The sequence below is a fragment of the Amycolatopsis sp. NPDC000009 genome (assembly GCF_055563465.1).
The window spans coordinates 1-17,060 of record NZ_JBVHDI010000013.1 but is presented as its reverse complement, the minus strand read 5'-3'; the positions used below and the strand labels follow the sequence as shown (position 1 = coordinate 17,060).

Annotated in this window: 16 protein-coding genes; 6 read left to right on the top strand and 10 right to left on the bottom strand. The window is 68.3% G+C overall.

Annotation, left to right across the window (positions count from 1 at the left end; all coding sequences use genetic code 11):
• Nucleotides 1–41 precede the first annotated feature (41 nt).
• Nucleotides 42–1,349 carry an aldehyde dehydrogenase family protein gene (locus ACZ3HL_RS28880; protein WP_465534749.1) on the top strand — a complete coding sequence of 436 codons (1,308 nt, stop codon included), beginning with the start codon at nucleotides 42–44 and terminating at the stop codon, nucleotides 1,347–1,349.
• A gap of 1 nt (nucleotide 1,350) precedes the next feature.
• On the opposite strand, the gene ACZ3HL_RS28875 is transcribed toward ACZ3HL_RS28880, so the two are convergent.
• Nucleotides 1,351–2,031 carry a hypothetical protein gene (locus tag ACZ3HL_RS28875; protein ID WP_465534748.1) on the bottom strand — a complete coding sequence of 227 codons (681 nt, stop codon included), beginning with the start codon at nucleotides 2,029–2,031 and terminating at the stop codon, nucleotides 1,351–1,353.
• Nucleotides 2,032–2,216: 185 nt separating this feature from the next.
• On the opposite strand from ACZ3HL_RS28875, the gene ACZ3HL_RS28870 reads away from it, so the two are divergent.
• Nucleotides 2,217–2,672, top strand: coding sequence for a DUF4383 domain-containing protein (locus ACZ3HL_RS28870; protein ID WP_465534747.1), 456 nt, complete (start codon nucleotides 2,217–2,219; stop codon nucleotides 2,670–2,672).
• A gap of 33 nt (nucleotides 2,673–2,705) precedes the next feature.
• Entirely contained in the window at nucleotides 2,706–3,587 is an 882-nt protein-coding gene (locus ACZ3HL_RS28865; RefSeq protein WP_465534746.1) for a manganese catalase, read from the top strand.
• Between the two features lie 213 nt (nucleotides 3,588–3,800).
• Here ACZ3HL_RS28865 and ACZ3HL_RS28860 read toward each other — a convergent pair whose 3' ends face one another.
• The 6 genes from ACZ3HL_RS28860 to ACZ3HL_RS28835 form a co-directional block, all read right to left on the bottom strand.
• Entirely contained in the window at nucleotides 3,801–4,826 is a 1,026-nt protein-coding gene (locus ACZ3HL_RS28860) for a YihY/virulence factor BrkB family protein (protein WP_465534745.1), read from the bottom strand.
• 59 nt (nucleotides 4,827–4,885) lie between these two features.
• The gene (locus tag ACZ3HL_RS28855; protein ID WP_465534744.1) at nucleotides 4,886–5,098 is read right to left on the bottom strand and encodes a putative acetyltransferase; all 213 of its coding nucleotides are present in this window, start codon (nucleotides 5,096–5,098) and stop codon (nucleotides 4,886–4,888) included.
• On the bottom strand, nucleotides 5,095–5,334 hold the full coding sequence (locus ACZ3HL_RS28850) for a glutaredoxin family protein (RefSeq protein WP_465411404.1): 240 nt from the start codon (nucleotides 5,332–5,334) through the stop codon (nucleotides 5,095–5,097). Before ACZ3HL_RS28850 ends, ACZ3HL_RS28855 begins: the two co-directional genes overlap by 4 nt.
• A 3-nt stretch (nucleotides 5,335–5,337) precedes the next feature.
• The gene (locus tag ACZ3HL_RS28845) at nucleotides 5,338–8,226 is read right to left on the bottom strand and encodes an ATP-binding protein (protein ID WP_465534743.1); all 2,889 of its coding nucleotides are present in this window, start codon (nucleotides 8,224–8,226) and stop codon (nucleotides 5,338–5,340) included.
• 89 nt (nucleotides 8,227–8,315) lie between these two features.
• On the bottom strand, nucleotides 8,316–8,510 hold the full coding sequence (locus ACZ3HL_RS28840; RefSeq protein WP_034318598.1) for a hypothetical protein: 195 nt from the start codon (nucleotides 8,508–8,510) through the stop codon (nucleotides 8,316–8,318).
• A gap of 13 nt (nucleotides 8,511–8,523) precedes the next feature.
• Entirely contained in the window at nucleotides 8,524–11,400 is a 2,877-nt protein-coding gene (locus ACZ3HL_RS28835) for a type 2 lanthipeptide synthetase LanM family protein (protein WP_465534742.1), read from the bottom strand.
• 906 nt (nucleotides 11,401–12,306) lie between these two features.
• Here ACZ3HL_RS28835 and ACZ3HL_RS28830 point away from each other — a divergent pair.
• Nucleotides 12,307–12,783, top strand: a complete 477-nt coding sequence (locus ACZ3HL_RS28830; protein ID WP_465534741.1) for a hypothetical protein — start codon at nucleotides 12,307–12,309, stop codon at nucleotides 12,781–12,783.
• A 17-nt stretch (nucleotides 12,784–12,800) separates the two neighbouring features.
• On the top strand, nucleotides 12,801–13,295 hold the full coding sequence (locus ACZ3HL_RS28825; RefSeq protein WP_465534740.1) for a hypothetical protein: 495 nt from the start codon (nucleotides 12,801–12,803) through the stop codon (nucleotides 13,293–13,295).
• A 140-nt stretch (nucleotides 13,296–13,435) separates the two neighbouring features.
• Here the strand turns inward: ACZ3HL_RS28825 and ACZ3HL_RS28820 are convergent, their stop codons facing one another.
• Complete coding sequence (locus tag ACZ3HL_RS28820; protein ID WP_465411399.1) at nucleotides 13,436–13,666, bottom strand: hypothetical protein; 231 nt, start codon at nucleotides 13,664–13,666, stop codon at nucleotides 13,436–13,438.
• A gap of 177 nt (nucleotides 13,667–13,843) precedes the next feature.
• Entirely contained in the window at nucleotides 13,844–14,677 is an 834-nt protein-coding gene (locus ACZ3HL_RS28815) for a helix-turn-helix domain-containing protein (protein ID WP_465534739.1), read from the bottom strand.
• Between the two features lie 146 nt (nucleotides 14,678–14,823).
• Between ACZ3HL_RS28815 and ACZ3HL_RS28810 the strand changes: the two genes are divergently transcribed.
• Nucleotides 14,824–16,059, top strand: a complete 1,236-nt coding sequence (locus tag ACZ3HL_RS28810; RefSeq protein WP_465534738.1) for a CynX/NimT family MFS transporter — start codon at nucleotides 14,824–14,826, stop codon at nucleotides 16,057–16,059.
• A gap of 146 nt (nucleotides 16,060–16,205) precedes the next feature.
• Here ACZ3HL_RS28810 and ACZ3HL_RS28805 read toward each other — a convergent pair whose 3' ends face one another.
• Complete coding sequence (locus tag ACZ3HL_RS28805; RefSeq protein WP_465534737.1) at nucleotides 16,206–16,742, bottom strand: peptidase inhibitor family I36 protein; 537 nt, start codon at nucleotides 16,740–16,742, stop codon at nucleotides 16,206–16,208.
• Nucleotides 16,743–17,060 lie beyond the last annotated feature (318 nt).

The following is a 17,060-nucleotide window of genomic DNA, read 5'->3' as shown; positions in this document are numbered from 1 at the left end:
ATACCAAGCGGCGACCAACGCCCGCGGTTAGGCTCAAGACCATGATCAGCACGGATGCCCAAGCCGTCGTCGAAGAACTGCGTGACCTCTTCCGGTCCGGCGTCACGAAACCGGTGGACTGGCGGCGGACGCAGCTCACGGGCCTCAAGAGGCTCCTGACCGAGCAGGCCGACGTCTTCATCGAGGCGCTCTATGCCGATCTGCGCAAAAACCCCGTCGAGGCCAAACGTGCGGAGATCGCGCTCGTGCGCAACGAGATCGACCACACGCTGGAGAATCTTGACGCCTGGCTGACCCCGGAGCCCGCCGGCCTCCCACACCCGCTGCGGCCGGGCGAAGGCCGGGTCGTACGCGAGCCGCTCGGGGTCGCCCTGATCATCGGGCCGTGGAACTACCCCTTGCAGCTGGTGCTGGCGCCGCTCGTCGGGGCGTTGGCAGCAGGGAACTGCGCGGTCGTCAAGCCGAGCGAACTGTCCCCGAACACCTCGGCGGCGATCGCGGAGCATCTGCCGGACTACGTCGAGGGCGTCCGGGTCGTCGAGGGGGCGATCCCCGAGACGACGGCGCTGCTGGAGCAGAAGTTCGACACCATCTTCTACACCGGGAACGGCACGGTCGGCCGGATCGTCATGGCCGCGGCGGCGAAGCATCTCACGCCGGTCACGCTGGAACTGGGCGGGAAGAGTCCGGCGATCGTCGAGCCGGGAGCGGATCTCGCGGTGACCGCGCAGCGGCTCGCGTACGGCAAGTTCGCCAACGCCGGCCAGACCTGCGTCGCGCCCGACTACGTCCTCGCGATCGGCGACACCGGCCCGAAGCTGGCCGAGCACCTGGCCGAAACGGTTCGCGCGATGTTCGGCGACGATCCGGCCACCAGCGATTCCTACGGCCGGATCATCTCGACCCGCCATCACGACCGGCTCGCCGGGCTGCTGGGCGACGGAACCGTCGTCGTCGGCGGCCAGGCCGACCGCGACGAGAGGTACATCGCGCCCACGGTCCTCACCGGTGTCTCCCCGGACGCCCCGGTGATGCGGGACGAGATCTTCGGCCCGATCCTGCCGATCATCGACGTTCCCGACGTCGACGCGGCGCTGGCGTTCGTCAACGAGCGTGACAAGCCGCTGGCGTTGTACGCCTTCACCGAATCGGAGGAGACGAAGCGCCGGATCGAGACGGAGACGTCTTCGGGCGGGCTGGTGTTCGGTGCCGCGATCATCCACCTCGCGGCGCCTGAGCTGCCGTTCGGCGGCGTGGGGGAGAGCGGGATGGGCCGATACCACGGGCGCTACTCGATCGACAACTTCAGCCATGTCAAGGCCGTACTGGACAAGCCGCTCGCGGGGTGAATCAGCGGCCTTCCCGGCTGCCTTCGTAGGCGCGCTCACGTAGCCCGGTGAGCCAACCGGGACGCAGTTCCCAGCCCGGCGGTGGGTTGAGCATCGGATCGATGGCGGGACGAGGGGAGTCTTCGTCGACCTCGTGAAGGGTCAGCTTCGCGCAGGGGTTCCGACGTCCGTTCGCACGGACGGTCTCGACGAGGTAGGTCACCGGCCCTTCCGTCACCAGCCGCCTCAATCCATCGAGTGACGCTTCGGCGTGCCGTGACGTCTCCGCACGGGCGGACAGCCAGACCAGTTCGCCCTTCGTGCGATAGGGCAGCAACGTGCTGTAGCGGCCGGCGGTCCAGGCTCGGGCCGCCCGCGGCAGCACCCGGCCGACGAGGCCGGTGCCCGAAGTGGTGAACGTGAGATCCCACGGGTGACCTCCGACGGCAGGGATCCGCACCGCCAGCCCCAGCGCGTCAGGTACGCGTCCCGGAAGACCGGCTCCCTTGGACATCCGCACGGTCACGGCCACCGGTTCCTCCGGCAGGGCGAGCTCGTCACGCCGTAAAGCCTGAAGTTCTCCGTTGAGCAGTAGGCCGTTCGGGTGGAAGGCCCTGGCGCCGCGAAGTGCCGCCAGGGCGTGAAATCCGGCGCGGAAAAGCTTGCCGACCGGCCCTGCCTGCGGTGTGTTGTCCTCGGCCACGATTTCACCCTCCTGGCGACGTGTGTGTTCCGCAGGGGCTACCCCGGAGAGGCCGGATTACACGGGAATTCCCCCGGATTCGAAATCACCCGTTTTCCGGTGTGACCGGCTTTCGTCCGGGTACTCGCGTGTTGTTCGCCCATCGGGCGTCCGACAGTCCTGTTCCACCTGGATCGGAGGAAATCATGACTGCATCGCCGGCCACGGTTCGGCGGGCTCCGCGCCAGCTCATCGCCCTCGGCATGGGCGCGGTCTTCCTGCTCGTCGGCATTCTCGGCTTCATTCCCGGTATCACCACGAACTACGAGCAGCTGAGCGGCGCCGGGCACGAGTCCGGCGCGTTGCTGCTGGGCGTGTTCCAGGTGTCGATCCTGCACAACATCGTCCACCTGGCGTTCGGTGTCGCGGGCATTCTGCTGGCCCGCACGGTGAGCGGCGCGAAGGCGTTCCTCGTCGGAGGCGGGGTGATCTACCTCGTGCTCTGGCTGTACGGGCTGCTGATCGACCACGGGTCGGCGGCGAATTTCGTACCGGTCAACACCGCCGACAACTGGCTTCACCTCGGGCTCGCCGTCGGGATGATCGCCCTCGGGCTCATTCCGCTCTCCGGTTCCAAGGCGCCGATCGCCGACTCGCGCTAACCCGCTCTCTCCTCAATTCTCTGGAGGTCGTCAGTGTTCCGTCATACCAAATCGCTCCAATTCGAGGCCAAACCGGAAAAGCCCGACGCTTTGTACGCCCGTAAGCTGCAGGAGCTCATCGGCGGCGCCTACGGTGAAATGACCGTCACCATGCAGTACCTGTTCCAGGGCTGGAATTGCCGGATCGAGGGCAAGTACAAGGATTTGATCATGGATACGGCGACCGAGGAGATCGGGCACGTCGAAATGCTCGCGACGATGGTCGCCCGGCTGCTCGAAGGCGCGCCCGCCACCACGATGGCCGAAGCCGTGAAGGATCCGGCCACCGCGGCGATCCTCGGTGGGATGGATCCCCAGCAGGCGATCATCTCCGGCGGCGGCGCCACGCCGAGCGACAGCCAGGGCTACCCCTGGAACGGCCGCTACGTCGTGGCGTCGGGCAATCTGCTGGCCGATTTCCGGGCGAACGCCGCGGCCGAGGCGCAGGGCCGCCTGCAGACGGCCCGGTTGTACAACATGACCGACGACCCCGGTGTGAAGGCGATGCTGCAGTTCAACCTCGCGCGGGACACAGTGCACCAGAAGCAGTGGCTCGCCGCGATCGAGGAACTCAAGGCCGACGGCCTGGAAAGCGACATCGCGCCGACGGCGTTGTTCGAGGAGGAGAACCAGGAGCACAACAACACCATCTGGCATCTGTCCGACGGCCCGGACGGTGCGAAGGGCGGCTGGAGCTTCGGCGAAGACGGGATCGAGTACCTGATGGAGCCCGAAGCGCTCGGCGGACCGGGCACCGCTCCGAAACCGGACCCGGCGCTTTATGGCACCTACGCGCCGCTGCAGGACGCGGTCGGGACGGTCAAGGGCAAGGTCAAGGACGCCAAGAAGAAGGCCACCAAGTCGAGCAAGAGCTAGTACCCCCATGTGAAGGGCTCCTCCCCACGGCCGAGGGGAGGAGCCCTTCACGGTTTTCAGCAGGGGACCGGCAAGTCACATAACCACTGGTCAAGTGGGAGACGGGCTTGCCACAGTGGCGGTGGCACCTCCGCGACTGTCCATAGGGGACTGCCGTGAGTGGCAATGATCGTTCTAACCAAGTCGCTCAACTCGGCACCGACGCCGCGGCAGTCAGGAGAAGGTGTCTCTTTGGTGGCTCTGCTCCTTCGGGTAGTCGGCGTTCCTCGTTTCGGCTTCGGCGACCGCGGCCGCTTCGACGTCGTCCATCGCCGCGGTGTCACGCGGCGGGAGGAAGGGTTCGTCGTCGGCGGGGGATCCGGAGGCCTGCTCCTTGCCACGCGCGAGTTCGGCGTCCAGTTCGGCGCCGAGGAGGACCGCGATGTTCGAGATCCACAGCCAGACCAGGAACACGATGACGCCGGCGAGGGATCCGTAGACCTTGTTGTACGAGCCGAAGTTGCCGACGTAGATGGCGAACCCAGCGGTGGCCGCGGCCCAGAGCAGCACGGCCACGAGGCCGCCCGGTGTCAGCCAGCGGAATTTCGGCTGCCGCACGTTGGGGCTCACCCAGTAGAGCATCGCGAACGCCAGCCCCGCCAGCAACGCGATCACGGGCCATTTCGCGATGTCCCAGACGAGGACGCCGGTCGAACCGAGGCCGATCAGGTCACCGAGGTAGCGGGCGATCCCGCCGGTCGCCACCACCCCGGCGGCACACAGGGCGAGCACGATCAGCACGGCGATGGTGAGCCCGATCCGCAACGGCACGGTCTTCCAGATCGGGCGGCCTTCGGGCATCGAGTAGATGACGTTGGACGCCCGCATGAACGCGCCGATGTAGGCGGACGCGGACCACAACGCGCCCGCGGTGCCGATGATCGCCGCGGTTCCGGCCAGCCCGCCGGTCTTGGACAGCTCTTCGATCGCGCCGATCAGGATGTCCCGGCCCTGGCCGGGTGCGATCCGGCCGACGTTCTCGATCAGTGCCTGGGTGGCCGACGGACCCATCAGACCGAGGATCGCGGTCAGCACGAGCAGACCGGGGAAGAGCGAGAGCACGCCGTAGTAGGTGAGCGCGGCCGCCCAGTCCAGCATGTTGTCGCGGTTGAACCCGGCGATCGTCCGTTTGAGCACCGCCCACCACGATCGCCGGGACAACTCGGTGGGACCGTCCGGGTCTTTCGCTTTGGCAGCCAAGGGAACCTCCTGCTGGGGTTTCCTTGGCTTACCCGGTGGCGCGGGGACGAAACGGGTGGTCAGGCCGGGCGGTTACGTGGCGCGGGCGGGGGCGGGACCGTCTTCGCCAGCACGATGTCGGCCAGCCGGATCGTGGCGAGTCCCCGTTTGGTCTCCACCGTGCATTCCGTGTCGCCACGGGAACGGAGGTAGCCGAGCGCGTCGGTGAACCCGCCTTCGATCCGGTAGCGCACGACGACTCTCGTGCCGAGCGGGACGTCCGGCAGGGTCACCGGTTCAGGTGGGCGGTGAGCTCGTCGTCGCTCGGCTCGACCAGGTGGGTGCCGTCCGGCCAGACGATGGTCGGGATCCGCCGCTCACCGTTCTGCAGCGCCCGCACGGTCTCCTCCGCGCCGGAATCCGCTTCGACGTCGACGTAGTCGTACTCGATGCCTTTCGAGTCGAGGAGGGCACGGCTGCGTTTGACGTCGGGGCACCAGCCGGCGCCGTACACGGTGAGGTCGCTCATGGATCACAGCATGCCAGGTCGCGGTCCGGCGGCGCGTTCGGCGAGGGCGGCACGGTCGGCGAGCCCGGTCTTGGCGAGCAGGCTCGCGACGTGCTTCTCGACCGTCCGCGGCGAGATGTGCAGGCGGGCGCCGATGTCCTTGTTGCCCATCCGCTCGGCGAGCAGCATCAGGACCTCGTACTCGCGCACGGTGACGCCGGACGATCGCAGGTCGCCGGGGACCCGGTCGACCCCGGAGCGGCGCTGCCGGACGGGTGCGCCGAGTTTGCGCAGGAGGGTCCGGCAGACGGCCGCGACCGCCGGGATCTCCCTCCGGTGGAAGTACTCTTCGGCCTCTTTGAGCCAGCCCGCCGGATCACCCCAGCCGTCGGCGGCGGCCGGTTCGGCGATCAGCCGGAGCCCGAGATGCCGGGCCAGGGGATAGGGCGCCGACGTCTCCAGCGCGGAGGCCACCGCCTGTCCGGCCGCCGCCGCGTCGCCTCGTCTGCCGTGCTCGACCGCGTGCGCGAATTCGACGAACTGCCGGTTCCACCGCATCCCGCTCACGGCGGAGCCGTCCTCTGGGCAGGGGGCGCCGTCGAGGGTGCCGACCAGCGTCCGGAGCCCGTGCCTGCCGGCGAGGTGGAACCGGCTGGGCCGCCGGTCCTCCAGCTCGACGACCTGGCCGAGTTCGCGGCGGGCCCGGTCGAAGTCCTCTTCGAGCAGCGAACAGAAGACCCGGGCGAGCCCGATGCTGAGCACCATCTCCTGCGCGTTCTCTCCGCCGCTCTCCCGGAAGTCGTCGAGCGCCTGCTCCATCGCGGGGCGGTCCGCGCGGTGCCCGGCGGACATCGCCCTCGTCATATGGGCGTACTGCAGCAACGCGGTCAACCGCAGCCTGCCCAGCACGGCGAGGTTCTCCGCCAGCAGCGCGTGCGCGGTGCCGAATTCGCACCGCAGGATCGCGTGCATGGTGCGCACGGAATCGACCGCGCAGTGCAGGGTGATCGACCCGGTGCGCTGGGCGTCCGCGCGGGCGAGCAGCAGGGTCTGCTCGTCGCCGTTCATCAGCACGCGATGTCCGCCCAGCCGGACCAGCGCCTGGGTGCGCAGATGGTGGAGCTGGTTGTCCTCGGCGGTCCGCCGCGCGAGCTGCATGTAGTGCTCGGATTCGGTGAGGTCCCGCGACAGCGCGAGCATGCCGAGCACCTGCAGCGCCTGGCAGACGACGAACGGCTGCTCGGTCGCCTCGGCCACCTTCCATGCCTGGCGAGCGAGCCGTTCCGCCGTGTCCGCCCGGCCGGGGACGTCCAGCCAGAGGTTCGCTTCGACGGCGTCGAGCGCGGCCTGCTGAGCCGGCGAGATCGCCGAACCGAGGGGAGCGCGGGCGCGTTCGATCTGGGCGAGGCATTCGTCGTGCCGTCCGGCGATGTAGGCGGCCCAGGCCAGCTGGGTATGAAGTTTCGCGGCGCGTTCGAGGGTGCCGATCTCGCCGAATCCGGCGGAAAGCTCGACGGCGCGGTCGAATTGACCGGTCTGCCCGAGCGCGTGCACCAGCGTCTCCAGCACCTCGGCCCGGTCGCCTGCGTCGGCCCCGGCGAGCAGGTCGACGGCCTTGGTGAGCATCGTGACCGCGGAGTCCGCGGCTCCCGCGTCGAGGGCCCGGCGGCCGGTTTCGGCGAACAGGCGGCCGGCGGCCTGTTCGTCCTGCGCGGTCAGCCGGAGCGACGCGACGAGCGCGCATAGATCGCCCGGCAGCCCCGGGTAGAGCTTCTCGACGGCGTCGGCGGCCTGACGGGCTAGAGCCGCCTTCCGCGCCGGTGACTGGCGTGCCAGCAACGCTTCCGCGGTGAGTGGATGACGGAAGGCGTACCAGCCGGGCGTCGTCTCGTCGGTGGTCACCAGGTTCGCCGAGACCGCGGCGCTCAGGTGGTTGTGCAGCGTCCGGTCGTTGGTGCCGGTGACCGTCTGGACCACCGCCAGCGGGAAGCGGCGGCCGATGATCGCCGCGACCGACAGCAGCTCGCCCGCCTGCTCGCCGAGCTGCTCCATCCGGACGCCGATGCTGGTGACCAGCGCGGCGGGAACGCGGGCGCGGAGTTCGCCGATGACGCGCCAGCCGTCGCGGCCTTCGACCAGCAGTCCGTCGTTCACCATGCCGTGGAGCAGTTCCTCGACGATGAAGGGAAGGCCGGCACTGTTGCGCCACAACAGTTCCGCGGCGGCCGACGGAAGCCGCCCCGGCTCGGTCTCGAGGCAGGCGGCGGCCAGGGCGCGGGTGTCGGCGAGGCCGAGCCTCCCCAGTTCGACGACGGCGCAGCTCATCCGCTGAGCGCCGGAGGTGGCCAGGCGCAGGGCGTCGGAGGGCTCGTTGCGGAGCGTGCCGACGAACAGGGCCTGCGCCGCGGACAGGTTGTCGACGAGGTATTCGAGAATGAACAGCGTCTCCGCGTCGGCGTCCTGGAGATCGTCGAGGACCAGGAGCGCGCCGCGGTCGCGGCTGGTGACGGCCAGCAGCCGGAACACCGCTTCGGCGAGCACCAGCAGGGAGCCCGACTCCCGTGGCCGGTCTCCCCGGCCCCAGTCGGGGATGAGCTGGGCGAGCACGGGGAGGAACGGATCGAGTTCGGCCGCCGACGGAGGGCCTCCGCCGCGGAAATACGACCACAGTGCCTGGGCCAGCGGGCGGAACGGGACGAGTGGGCCGATCGAACCTGCCCGGCCCTGCAACACCGGGATTTCGGCGGCGACCGCTCGTGAGGCGGCTTCGACGGCGAGCCGCGATTTGCCGATACCGCCTTCGCCCACGAGGAAGATCGCGCCGCCGCGGCCGGCGATGGCGCGATCGAGAGCTCCGGAGAGCTCCGCCAGTTCGGCGTCGCGGCCGATCACCCGCGACGAACGGATACCCACCGCCGTGACTATAGCGAGCGGTTTTCCCCGTCACGGCCAAGAAGTGATCACGAAGGCGGGCGGCGCGAACCCGCCTCCGTGAGCCTGTCTCAGATCCAGCCGCCGGTGAAGACGCTGACGACGGACGGCGAACCGGGGTCCGTGGACAGGGTGGCGAGCGGGTTGGCGCTCAGCCGCGGCTTGCCGCCCGCCAGCGCGTGATTGCGCGAGCCGACCTCGAGGGCGCGCGGCAGGTTCACGGCGCCGAGGACGTCTTCGGTGGCGGGCAGATCTCTTTCGTACATGCGATCTTTCTCCTCATACTCGATTTACCGGCGGGACTACGGTGGCCGCGGGATGCGGCCGGTCGGGGCGGAGCAGGAGCGCGGAGGGGACGCGGTCACCGAATCCCAGCCGCAGCAGGCCGTAACCGATTCCCGCCAGACCGCTCAGCAGCCCCGGCGAGGGCACCGCGCCGGGTGTCCCGCAGCGGGCACCGCGCTGGTCGATGGCAGCGAGCAGATGACCGGTCCGGCGGCGTACCGCGGCGGCGGCGCCAGTGTGCCCGTTCTCCGCCAGCACGCACAACACGTCCAGCACTCCGGACTCGCCGTGGCAGAGACTGAGATCCTTCAGCGGCGCCCCGTCGGCCACCCGTTTGATCATCCGGTCGAGGTCCACGGCGTATCCGGGATCGGGCCGGTGAGCGGCGAGGCCGAGCGCGTCACCCGCCAGGCCCTCGCACCAACCGCCGGTGCTTTCCGCCCGATCGTCCGCCCTTCCGGGCGGTTCTTCGCCGGAACGGTCGTGTGCCCGCAGCACCCAGTCGATCCCGGCCGAACCGCGGGCGAACGACTTCTCGTGCGGACGTTCGCGGTCGAGCAGTTCCCCGGCGTAGCGGTCGGCCCGCGCCAGTGCCGCGTCCAGTCCTGTTTGGACATACACCGACCGCATCGACGCGACACCGCCCGCCAGTCCCGTCGTGAACCCGGCGGGCGTTTCGGGAGTCGCCTCGGGCATCAGGTCGACGGCCTGCTCGATGAGATCGCCCGCCGGAAGGCCGACCAGCGTGCTGAGCCGCGCGATCGTGTACGCGACGCCGCCGAGGCCGAGAAGACCGCCGCAGCCGGCGGTGGCGGCCAGCTCGCGGTCGGCGCGGAGCGTGGCGAAGAGGCCTGGGAGCGGGCTGATCGCGTACGCGGCCAGATCGCGGTATCGCGCGATCCCGGTCAGTTCGGCGAGCTGGGCGAGGAACAACGCGACACCGCAGTAGCCCTCGCCGAGCCCGGCGCCCATCGGCAGCACGGTCCAGTAGCGGTCGTCGACGAGTTCGATTCCGAGCCAGTTGGAGCGGTGTTCGTCGGAGAAGGCGTTGGCGACGATCTGGTCGGCGATGCCGCACGCGGTGACCAGCAGTCGTTCCGCGTCGGGCGCCTGGTTCGGCGCAGCCGTCTCCGCGGTCTCGCCACCGTGATGGCCCGTGGTCGCCGTGCTGATCGCGAGGGTGGCCGAGATCAGCCATTCCTGGTCGCGCTGGTCGAGAGGGTCCAGGTCGGTGAGCTTCGCCAGCACGGTGTCCAGCGACGGCCGGTCGACCACCCCTTCGACGCTCTCGCCGCGCGAATCGAGCAGCGACGTCGAGCCGGGATTCGAAGTGAACATCGGCACGTCGCCCGCCCAGAGGTCGTCCCGTTCGTGTGGTACCAGGCGGAGCAGCTTCTCCTCGGCGGCGGAATCCTCTTCGAGCAGGTCGAACGCGCGGTCGCGGTCGGCGGCGTCGCGAAGCAGGTCGGGATGGGTGGTCTCGTCCAGCAACCGGAAGTAGAAGTTCGTCGGCCGGATGAGCACCCGGATGGGATCCTCGGCGCAGCGCCGGAGGTGCTCGGCGAGCTCGTCCCGCCCGTGGGAGATCGCGTCGTAGCCGAGCCGGAACCCGGCCAGCAACGCGGCGCTGTGCTCGGCGGGCGTGATGTCGCGGCCGTCGAGACGCGGCAGGTTGTTCCCGCCCGCGAGTTCGCCGGGCACCCGGACCAGCCGCATGCGGTCGGTGCCCGGATCGGCCCAATCGACGCGGTCGGTGGGTAGCTTGCCGCCGCGGCCGGCGAGGCCGGAGATGTCGACGGCACCGTCTTCGCCCGCGAAGAGCTGGGGGAGCAGCAGGGTGCGCTGGACCGACCTCGCCAGCATCGCCGCCGCGGGGTCGCCCTCCGGCGGATCGGGCGGCGACGGCTGGAACAGCGTCTCGATATCGATCAGCACCGGCTGGTCGCCGCAGGCGATGACGTTCTCGTAGTGGACGTCGGTGGCGTCGAGCGCGTACAGGAGCGCCAGGAGGATGCCTTGCCGCCGGTAGAAGCGGTCGACGTCGCCGATGTCGGCGCACGGCCGGTGCTCGACGAACCGGAGCCAGCCGTAGCCCGCACGCGGTAGCGCGTCCGCGGTCCGCAGTTCGAGTCCGGGCAGCCGCTTGTTCAGCCGCGTGACGACGTCGGTGAACCGCTCGTGCAGGATCAGCGGCCGGGGTTTGTAGATCACCTTGGCGCCGCTGGAGAACCGGAGCAGTTTGACCGAACGGCCGCGGGCGTGCGAGTCACCGATCCCGCCCGCGACCTCGGCGAGCGTGCCGAGTTCCCCGTCGACGACCGAGCAGGGCAGCAAGGCGGCGTCGGCCGAGAACCGGGCCAGCGTCTCGGCGTGGGCTTCGGCGGCGTGGAGGCACGCCTGAGCGACGAGCCGGGCCAGGACCGGGTACTCGCCGAACAACCGTACGAGCCCGCCCGGACTGGCTTGCCGTCGTACGAAATCCGAGAAGCGCTCTTCGGGGGTCTCGCCCCGGAGGTTTCCGGCCTTGCGGTCGCGGTGGAGTTCGAGGACCAGTGTGCGGACCGCGAGTTTGAGCAGATGCTGGTCGAGTTGAGCCGCGAAACCCCGGCGGAGGGCTTCTACGTCGGCGCCGGGTAGCTCGTCCGGGACCGCGTCACGCGAAGCGGCGTGGACGAGCGACCTGAAGACCCCGGCGAACTCGGCACGCCAGTCACTCGCTGGGGGATGCTCCGGCAGAAGCGCGGTGACCGCGTGTTCGGCGAAGTCCGCCCAGGCGGGCTTGTCCGCTGTCCGTTCGCGCGGGGTCTGGCCGTGTACCCACCACTTCGGCGGCAGGGACGTCGCCGATGGTGGGGGCGTCACGGAAGTCATGGTTTCAGCTCGGCGTGGTGCGCACATGGGGGCCGCACCCCCACATTCAGCGCACGCACGAAGATGTCCGGAGAGTGACGGACAGGAGAGCCTTCAGCGGAATATGGGGTCCCGGCACCCATGCGTGGGGACCGGTCCCGGCCGCACCATGGTCGGGTGGCGCGGAACTCGCGGTGGTCGCAGGGGGATCACCGCGGTGTCGGGCGCGGGCCGGTTCTGGGGGTCCGGCCCGCGCCCGCCTGGGGGCGGGCGGAAAAATGAACGGTCTTCTTTTCGGCGATGAAAAACCGGAACCCGGGAAAGGGACACGGTTGTGCCCCTTTCCCGGGTCGCAAACACGAGGGGCCGACCCGCGCCAACAGATTGGCCCCCGTCAAACCCTGTGCTTAGAGCGTCAGACCAGCCATCCGAGCACGTGGGCCAGGTGCGCGAGCAGACCCGAGATCAGGTCGTGGCCGTGGTGCAGGTGCTGGGTGAACATCTGCATTGAGGGGCTCCTTGTATCGGATTTCGTGTTCGGTTTTGCTCTCGCGAGGAGCGATCGAAGATTTTCACCACGTTGGCACTCTGTCAAAAAACGATTTCCCGGGCCGCCGGCGAGTCGTGAATCTTCCTACGATAAACACGTAAGTCTTTCGTGTTTTGCGCCAGGGGTGGGCTTCGCGGGCGATGACACTGTGTGTAGCAGGCAGATGGTGGGCCGATGTGGAAGCTAAGCCTCCGCTACGGCAAGTGGGCGGGTATGTGACACGAACCGGTGATCCACACGCCACGAATGGTGAGTCGACGAGAATCACCGATACGGGTGACGACACCCCGCGTCCAATAGCACGAAGGAAGACGCTTCGCTCCGGCCGATTGCGGGACGGTGATCGCTCACTCACTCGTCGGAAGAGGGGTTGTCCTGTGTTTCGTCGAACAATCGCGACCGTCGCCGTCGGGCTGGCGACCGCGTTCGGACTTACCGTCGCGGCGGATTCGGCCGCGGCCGGTACCGTCACCCAGACCTGGGCCTGTCATCCGAGGCTTTCCAGTCAGACCGTGCACGTGACCGTCACCGCGCCCGCCGTCGTGAAAAAGAATGTGGAGGCCGCGGTTTTCGTCAAGGTCGAAAACGTCAAGCCTTATTCGGGTTCGGGTACCCCTTATACCTCGGGACGAGTCGTCTTGGGCGGCGCCGGCAGCGGCACCGTCAACTTCTACCTGAGCTCACCGACCGTCCTCGAGCCGGGCGACCCGTGGATCATGCAGGGGACGGCGAAAGTCACTTTCACCAGTACGGGAACGGGCACCCTCGCCATGAACGGATACGGCGTTCCTCCGTACTACAACTGTGGGCAGGCCGATCCGCCGGTCGCCGAGACCGTGACCGTGCAGCCTTGAGTGGAAAGGACCTTCCCATGTTCCGTCGAAAGATCGCGGCCGTCGCCGTCGCTGTGGCCACCGGGTTCGGCTTGACCGTGACGGCGGGTACCGCCTCCGCCGATACCGTGACCCAGACCTGCCCCGCATACAGCGGTCCGAAAACGGTGCACGTGACGATCACCGCGCCGGCGACCGCGACCCGCGGGGTGCCCGTGCCGGTCTTCGTCAAGGTCGACGGCGTCGAGCCCTGGGCGAATTCGGAGTTGTCGGCGAGGTCGGCCTGGTTGGTCGGTTTCCTGAGACAGGGTGGGGTGGGCACCGGCGAGGTCAAGATCGACGTGCTGAACAACCCGGCCCCGATCCCGACGGGTGGCGACTTCATCGTCGAGGGTACCCAGCAGGTCACGTTCTCGACTCCCGGCACCGTCACCCTCGGCCTCCATCGCTTCGGCAGGCCGCTCACCTACTGGTGGTGCGCGTTGCCCTCGGAGCAGCAACCGCCGGTGGCCGCGACCGTGACGGTGAACTGACCTGAGATGGCGAAGGCCTCCTTCCCCACTCCGAAGGTAGGGAAGGAGCCCCTTCAGCACGCCACCGACGTGGGTGTGTCGCCGTCGTCGTGATGTCGTCCGGCTGCCACGGGGCGCTCAGGTCCCCACGGCTTCGCGGGCTACGGCTTGATGTAGAGATCCCACGACCAGGTCGACGCGGAGCAGAAGTAGGCCGACCACCGGCCGGCCTCCTGGCCGGAGTGGCCGTTGATCCGGCAGTCGCCCTCGGTCGACCAGCTGGACTCGTAGTAGTACCTCGGATCGACACCCGCGCCGGCAGGCTGCGCGAACGCGATCGTCGACGCCAGCGCGCCCAGGACGGCGGCGGTCGCCACGGTCTTCTTCTTCACTTGTGTAGCCCCAGTTCTCTTCTTGGAACACGTGCGTGAACAAACAACCATGAACAGGGTTCGCTTGTCTGCCGAACGGCCGAGTTCGAGCCGGCCGCACTTGCCGGAATGCTCGCCACTGCTCTCTTTGCCGAAGTCGCACGCCGTTGTGCCGGACCGAAACGGTCCCGGCAAGTCTCACGAGATGGACCGCAGTCGTCCTCCGTGCCTGTGCAGGTGGTCGACGGCCTGCGCCGTCTGGTCGTCCGCGGGCAGGAACACGACGATCTGCTGGTCGTCGGAGGGCAGTTCCAGGGTTTCGCGCGTCAGCCGAAGTTCGGGGCCAGACGGATGCTTGAGTCGCAGAACGCCTCGTCGTGGTACCTCGTGGCGGTTCAGCCTGCGGGTGAAGTCGGTGCCCGCGAGTGGGATCAGCTCGGCGGCGAGCCATTCGAGATTCTCGACGGAGGGCGCGAGCCACAGGTCGAACGCCTGCTCGTCGGCGATGGCGTCCCAATCGGTGAAGAAGGTGCGCGCGCGGGGATCGGTGAAGACGTAGCGCGTGATGTTCGGTATTTCGGCGTCGAGCAGACCGGTTCCGCTGGTGACCGTCGCGTACGTGCCGGTATGGGCGAGGACGTCGCCCAGCCTGTTCGTCACGATGGCGATTCCCTGTTCGAGCATGCGCAACGTGTCCATGACGGACTGGCGCACCTCACGGCGCGGCGGTGCGGGCTTGAAGTGGGCGGAGCATCCGTCCCCGGTGATCTTCGCCAGGTAACGCAGGTGGTTACGCTCCGAGGTGGCGAGACTGAGCGCGTCGGCGATCGTGTTCACGACCGCGGTGGACGGGTTGCGGTCACGCCCCTGCTCGATGCGGGCCAGGTATTCCACGCTGATGCCCGCTCGAGTTGCGAGGTCCAGACGGCGTAGTCCTGGCGACCGGCGACGGTCTCGGTCCGGCAGCCCCAGGGACTCCGGCTGGACAGCGTCTCGCTTGGCTCGGATGAAGTCACCCAACGGAGAACCCATGATCCTCAACTTACGGCGCGATTCGCCAAGCGCGCACTGCTCAGGGTAGCCCTGTGGGGGCCAGCCTGAGCACGGCCTGGTTGCCGACGCGAGTTGGCCAGAACATGGGCGCATGAACGAGCGTTGCACCAGGTCGGCCTGCTGACATGAGTTCCGCATTGGACGCACGACAGCCGACGCGTCGTCCCGGCCAGGCGCTACTGCTCTGGGGTTTGCTGGTGATCGCGGCGAACCTGCGGCCGAGCCTGACCGGAGTCGGGCCGCTGCTGGATCAAGTGCAGGCCGACCTGGGATTGTCGGCTGCAGTGGCCGGGCTGCTGAACACGGTGCCCCTCCTCGCATTCGCGGTGATATCCCCGCTGGTGCCGCGGCTGGCCGCGCGCCGCGGGCCGGAGCGGGTTCTCGCGGGTGCGCTCGTGGTGCTGATGGTCGGGATCGCGATCCGGTGGATCCCGACGGTGGCCGGTCTGTTCGGCGGGACCGTGCTGATCGGGGCAGGTATCGCGGTGGGCAACGTGCTCCTGCCGAGCCTCGTCAGACGCGACTTCCCCACGAAGGTGGGCTTGGTGACGAGCGCGTACGCCACGGTCATGGGCGGTGTCGCGGCGGTGGCCTCCGGGGTGGCCGTGCCGATCAGCGAGGCCGCGCCCGGTGGTTGGTCGACCGCTCTGGGCTGCTGGATCGTGCTCGCGCTGGTGGCGTTCGTGCTGTGGTCACCGCGACTGCGGACCCCGCCGCCGGTCGCGGCGGCGGTGGGCGGTGGACACCGGCTGCCGTGGAAATCGGGCTTGGCCTGGGCGGTCACGGCGTTCATGGGACTGCAGTCACTGGGCTTCTACGTCGTCGTGACGTGGCTTCCCGGGGTGGTCCAGGACACCGGGATCAGCCCGGCCTCGGCGGGATGGCTGCTGTTCCTCTTCCAGGTCGTCGCGGTGCTGACGAGTCTGGCCGCACCCGCGTTGCTGCGCCGAGCGCGTGACCAGCGCGGGTTGGCGACGGCGAGCTCGCTGATCATGCTCGCCGGCTACATCGGACTGCTTTTGGCGCCGGAATGGGCCGTGGTGTGGACCGTCGTCCTCGGCTTTGGTGGTGGCGTCTGCCTGGTGCTCGCCTTGGCCTTCCTCGGCCTGCGTGCGCAGGACGCGGCCGGAGCGGGAGCGCTGTCGGCGATGGCGCAATCGGCCGGTTACCTGCTGGCGGCGGCCGGGCCGGTGCTGTTCGGGTTCCTGCACTCCGTCAGCTCGGGCTGGCACGCACCGCTCATCCTGATGTGCGTCCCCGCGTTCGGCCAGGCTGTCATCGGGTTGGTGGCCGGCAAGGGAACCGTGCGTCCCTCCGGTGATCACCGGGCACCCGATCAAACTCCAGCGCCTGCTCGGTGATCAGGTGCGGTGCCGTCCGCGGGAGTGGGCGGTCACACGCTGTCCACCCAGCGGTGGCAACGGGTCGGCGGGCTCCACCAGTGGTAGGAATGCCTGGTGACCGAACCGAATTTGATCGAAGCCGGCGCTGAAATCCCGGCCGTGGATCACGAGATCTGACCGAGCCACGAGTAGACCGATGACGCGTGATCGTTTTCGTTGTCCAGCACGTTGATCCAACGATCACCGGACCACCCCATCTGGTGGCGTTCCCAAGTGCCGTTCGCACCGAAATACCAATACCAGGTTCGGGAAGTGCGGTTCATCCAGGAAGACATCTGGTCATTGAAATCCTTGGAAAGGACACCCCAACGATTCGGCCCATACGGCTGGCCAGGACTCCAGACGTTGGTGAAATCGTTTTCATGGTTACCCTTCACGTCGTTCCACATGACGACCTGGCCGCCCGCGTGCGCGTCTTCCCACATGCACAGGTAGCCGACCATGCAGTCATCGGCAGCCTTCGCCCGGATGTTCGCGTACCGGGACTTGGCGTAGTCGAGCGTCTCGGTGACCACGACTCCGTCGCCCGTATGCTTGGTGACCGTGCGCTTCGGCAGCGACGCCTCATCGGACGCATAGGCAGGAGTGGCGATGGAACCGAGCGACACGGTCACCAGAACCGCGGCGACCACGGCTTTCACCTTCAACATTCTCATCCCCTTTTCTTTGTTTCGCAGCGCGAAACATCGACCAGCGATTCGACATTTCGCACGCGCCCAGCCCCAGATTCACGCACTTCGATCAGATTAGTCCTGATCGGGGGCGGAGGTTGTCATACTCCGCTATCTACCGGAGTCCTTCGAAAGTAGGACGACGGCTGGACCGCACCACTGCTACTGAGGAATTGGGAAAAGGCGGCGTGGGTACAGGTGGTCGTGAGTGGCAAGTCGTGTTCTAGCTAAGACGCCAGGGAGTCCTGGGCGTTTCTAGTTCCGCCAGGGCCGTGTTGAATGTGCTCA

Bases quoted from the DNA above. Each gene is read 5' to 3' on its own strand.
- ACZ3HL_RS28810 (WP_465534738.1), top strand. From the start codon at position 14,824: ATGAGTTCCGCATTGGACGCACGACAGCCGACGCGTCGTCCCGGCCAG.
- ACZ3HL_RS28850 (WP_465411404.1), bottom strand. From the start codon at position 5,334: ATGAGCGACCTCACCGTGTACGGCGCCGGCTGGTGCCCCGACGTCAAA.
- ACZ3HL_RS28840 (WP_034318598.1), bottom strand. From the start codon at position 8,510: ATGTACGAAAGAGATCTGCCCGCCACCGAAGACGTCCTCGGCGCCGTG.
- ACZ3HL_RS28870 (WP_465534747.1), top strand. From the start codon at position 2,217: ATGACTGCATCGCCGGCCACGGTTCGGCGGGCTCCGCGCCAGCTCATC.
- ACZ3HL_RS28825 (WP_465534740.1), top strand. From the start codon at position 12,801: ATGTTCCGTCGAAAGATCGCGGCCGTCGCCGTCGCTGTGGCCACCGGG.
- ACZ3HL_RS28815 (WP_465534739.1), bottom strand. From the start codon at position 14,677: ATGGGTTCTCCGTTGGGTGACTTCATCCGAGCCAAGCGAGACGCTGTC.
- ACZ3HL_RS28880 (WP_465534749.1), top strand. From the start codon at position 42: ATGATCAGCACGGATGCCCAAGCCGTCGTCGAAGAACTGCGTGACCTC.
- ACZ3HL_RS28835 (WP_465534742.1), bottom strand. From the start codon at position 11,400: ATGACTTCCGTGACGCCCCCACCATCGGCGACGTCCCTGCCGCCGAAG.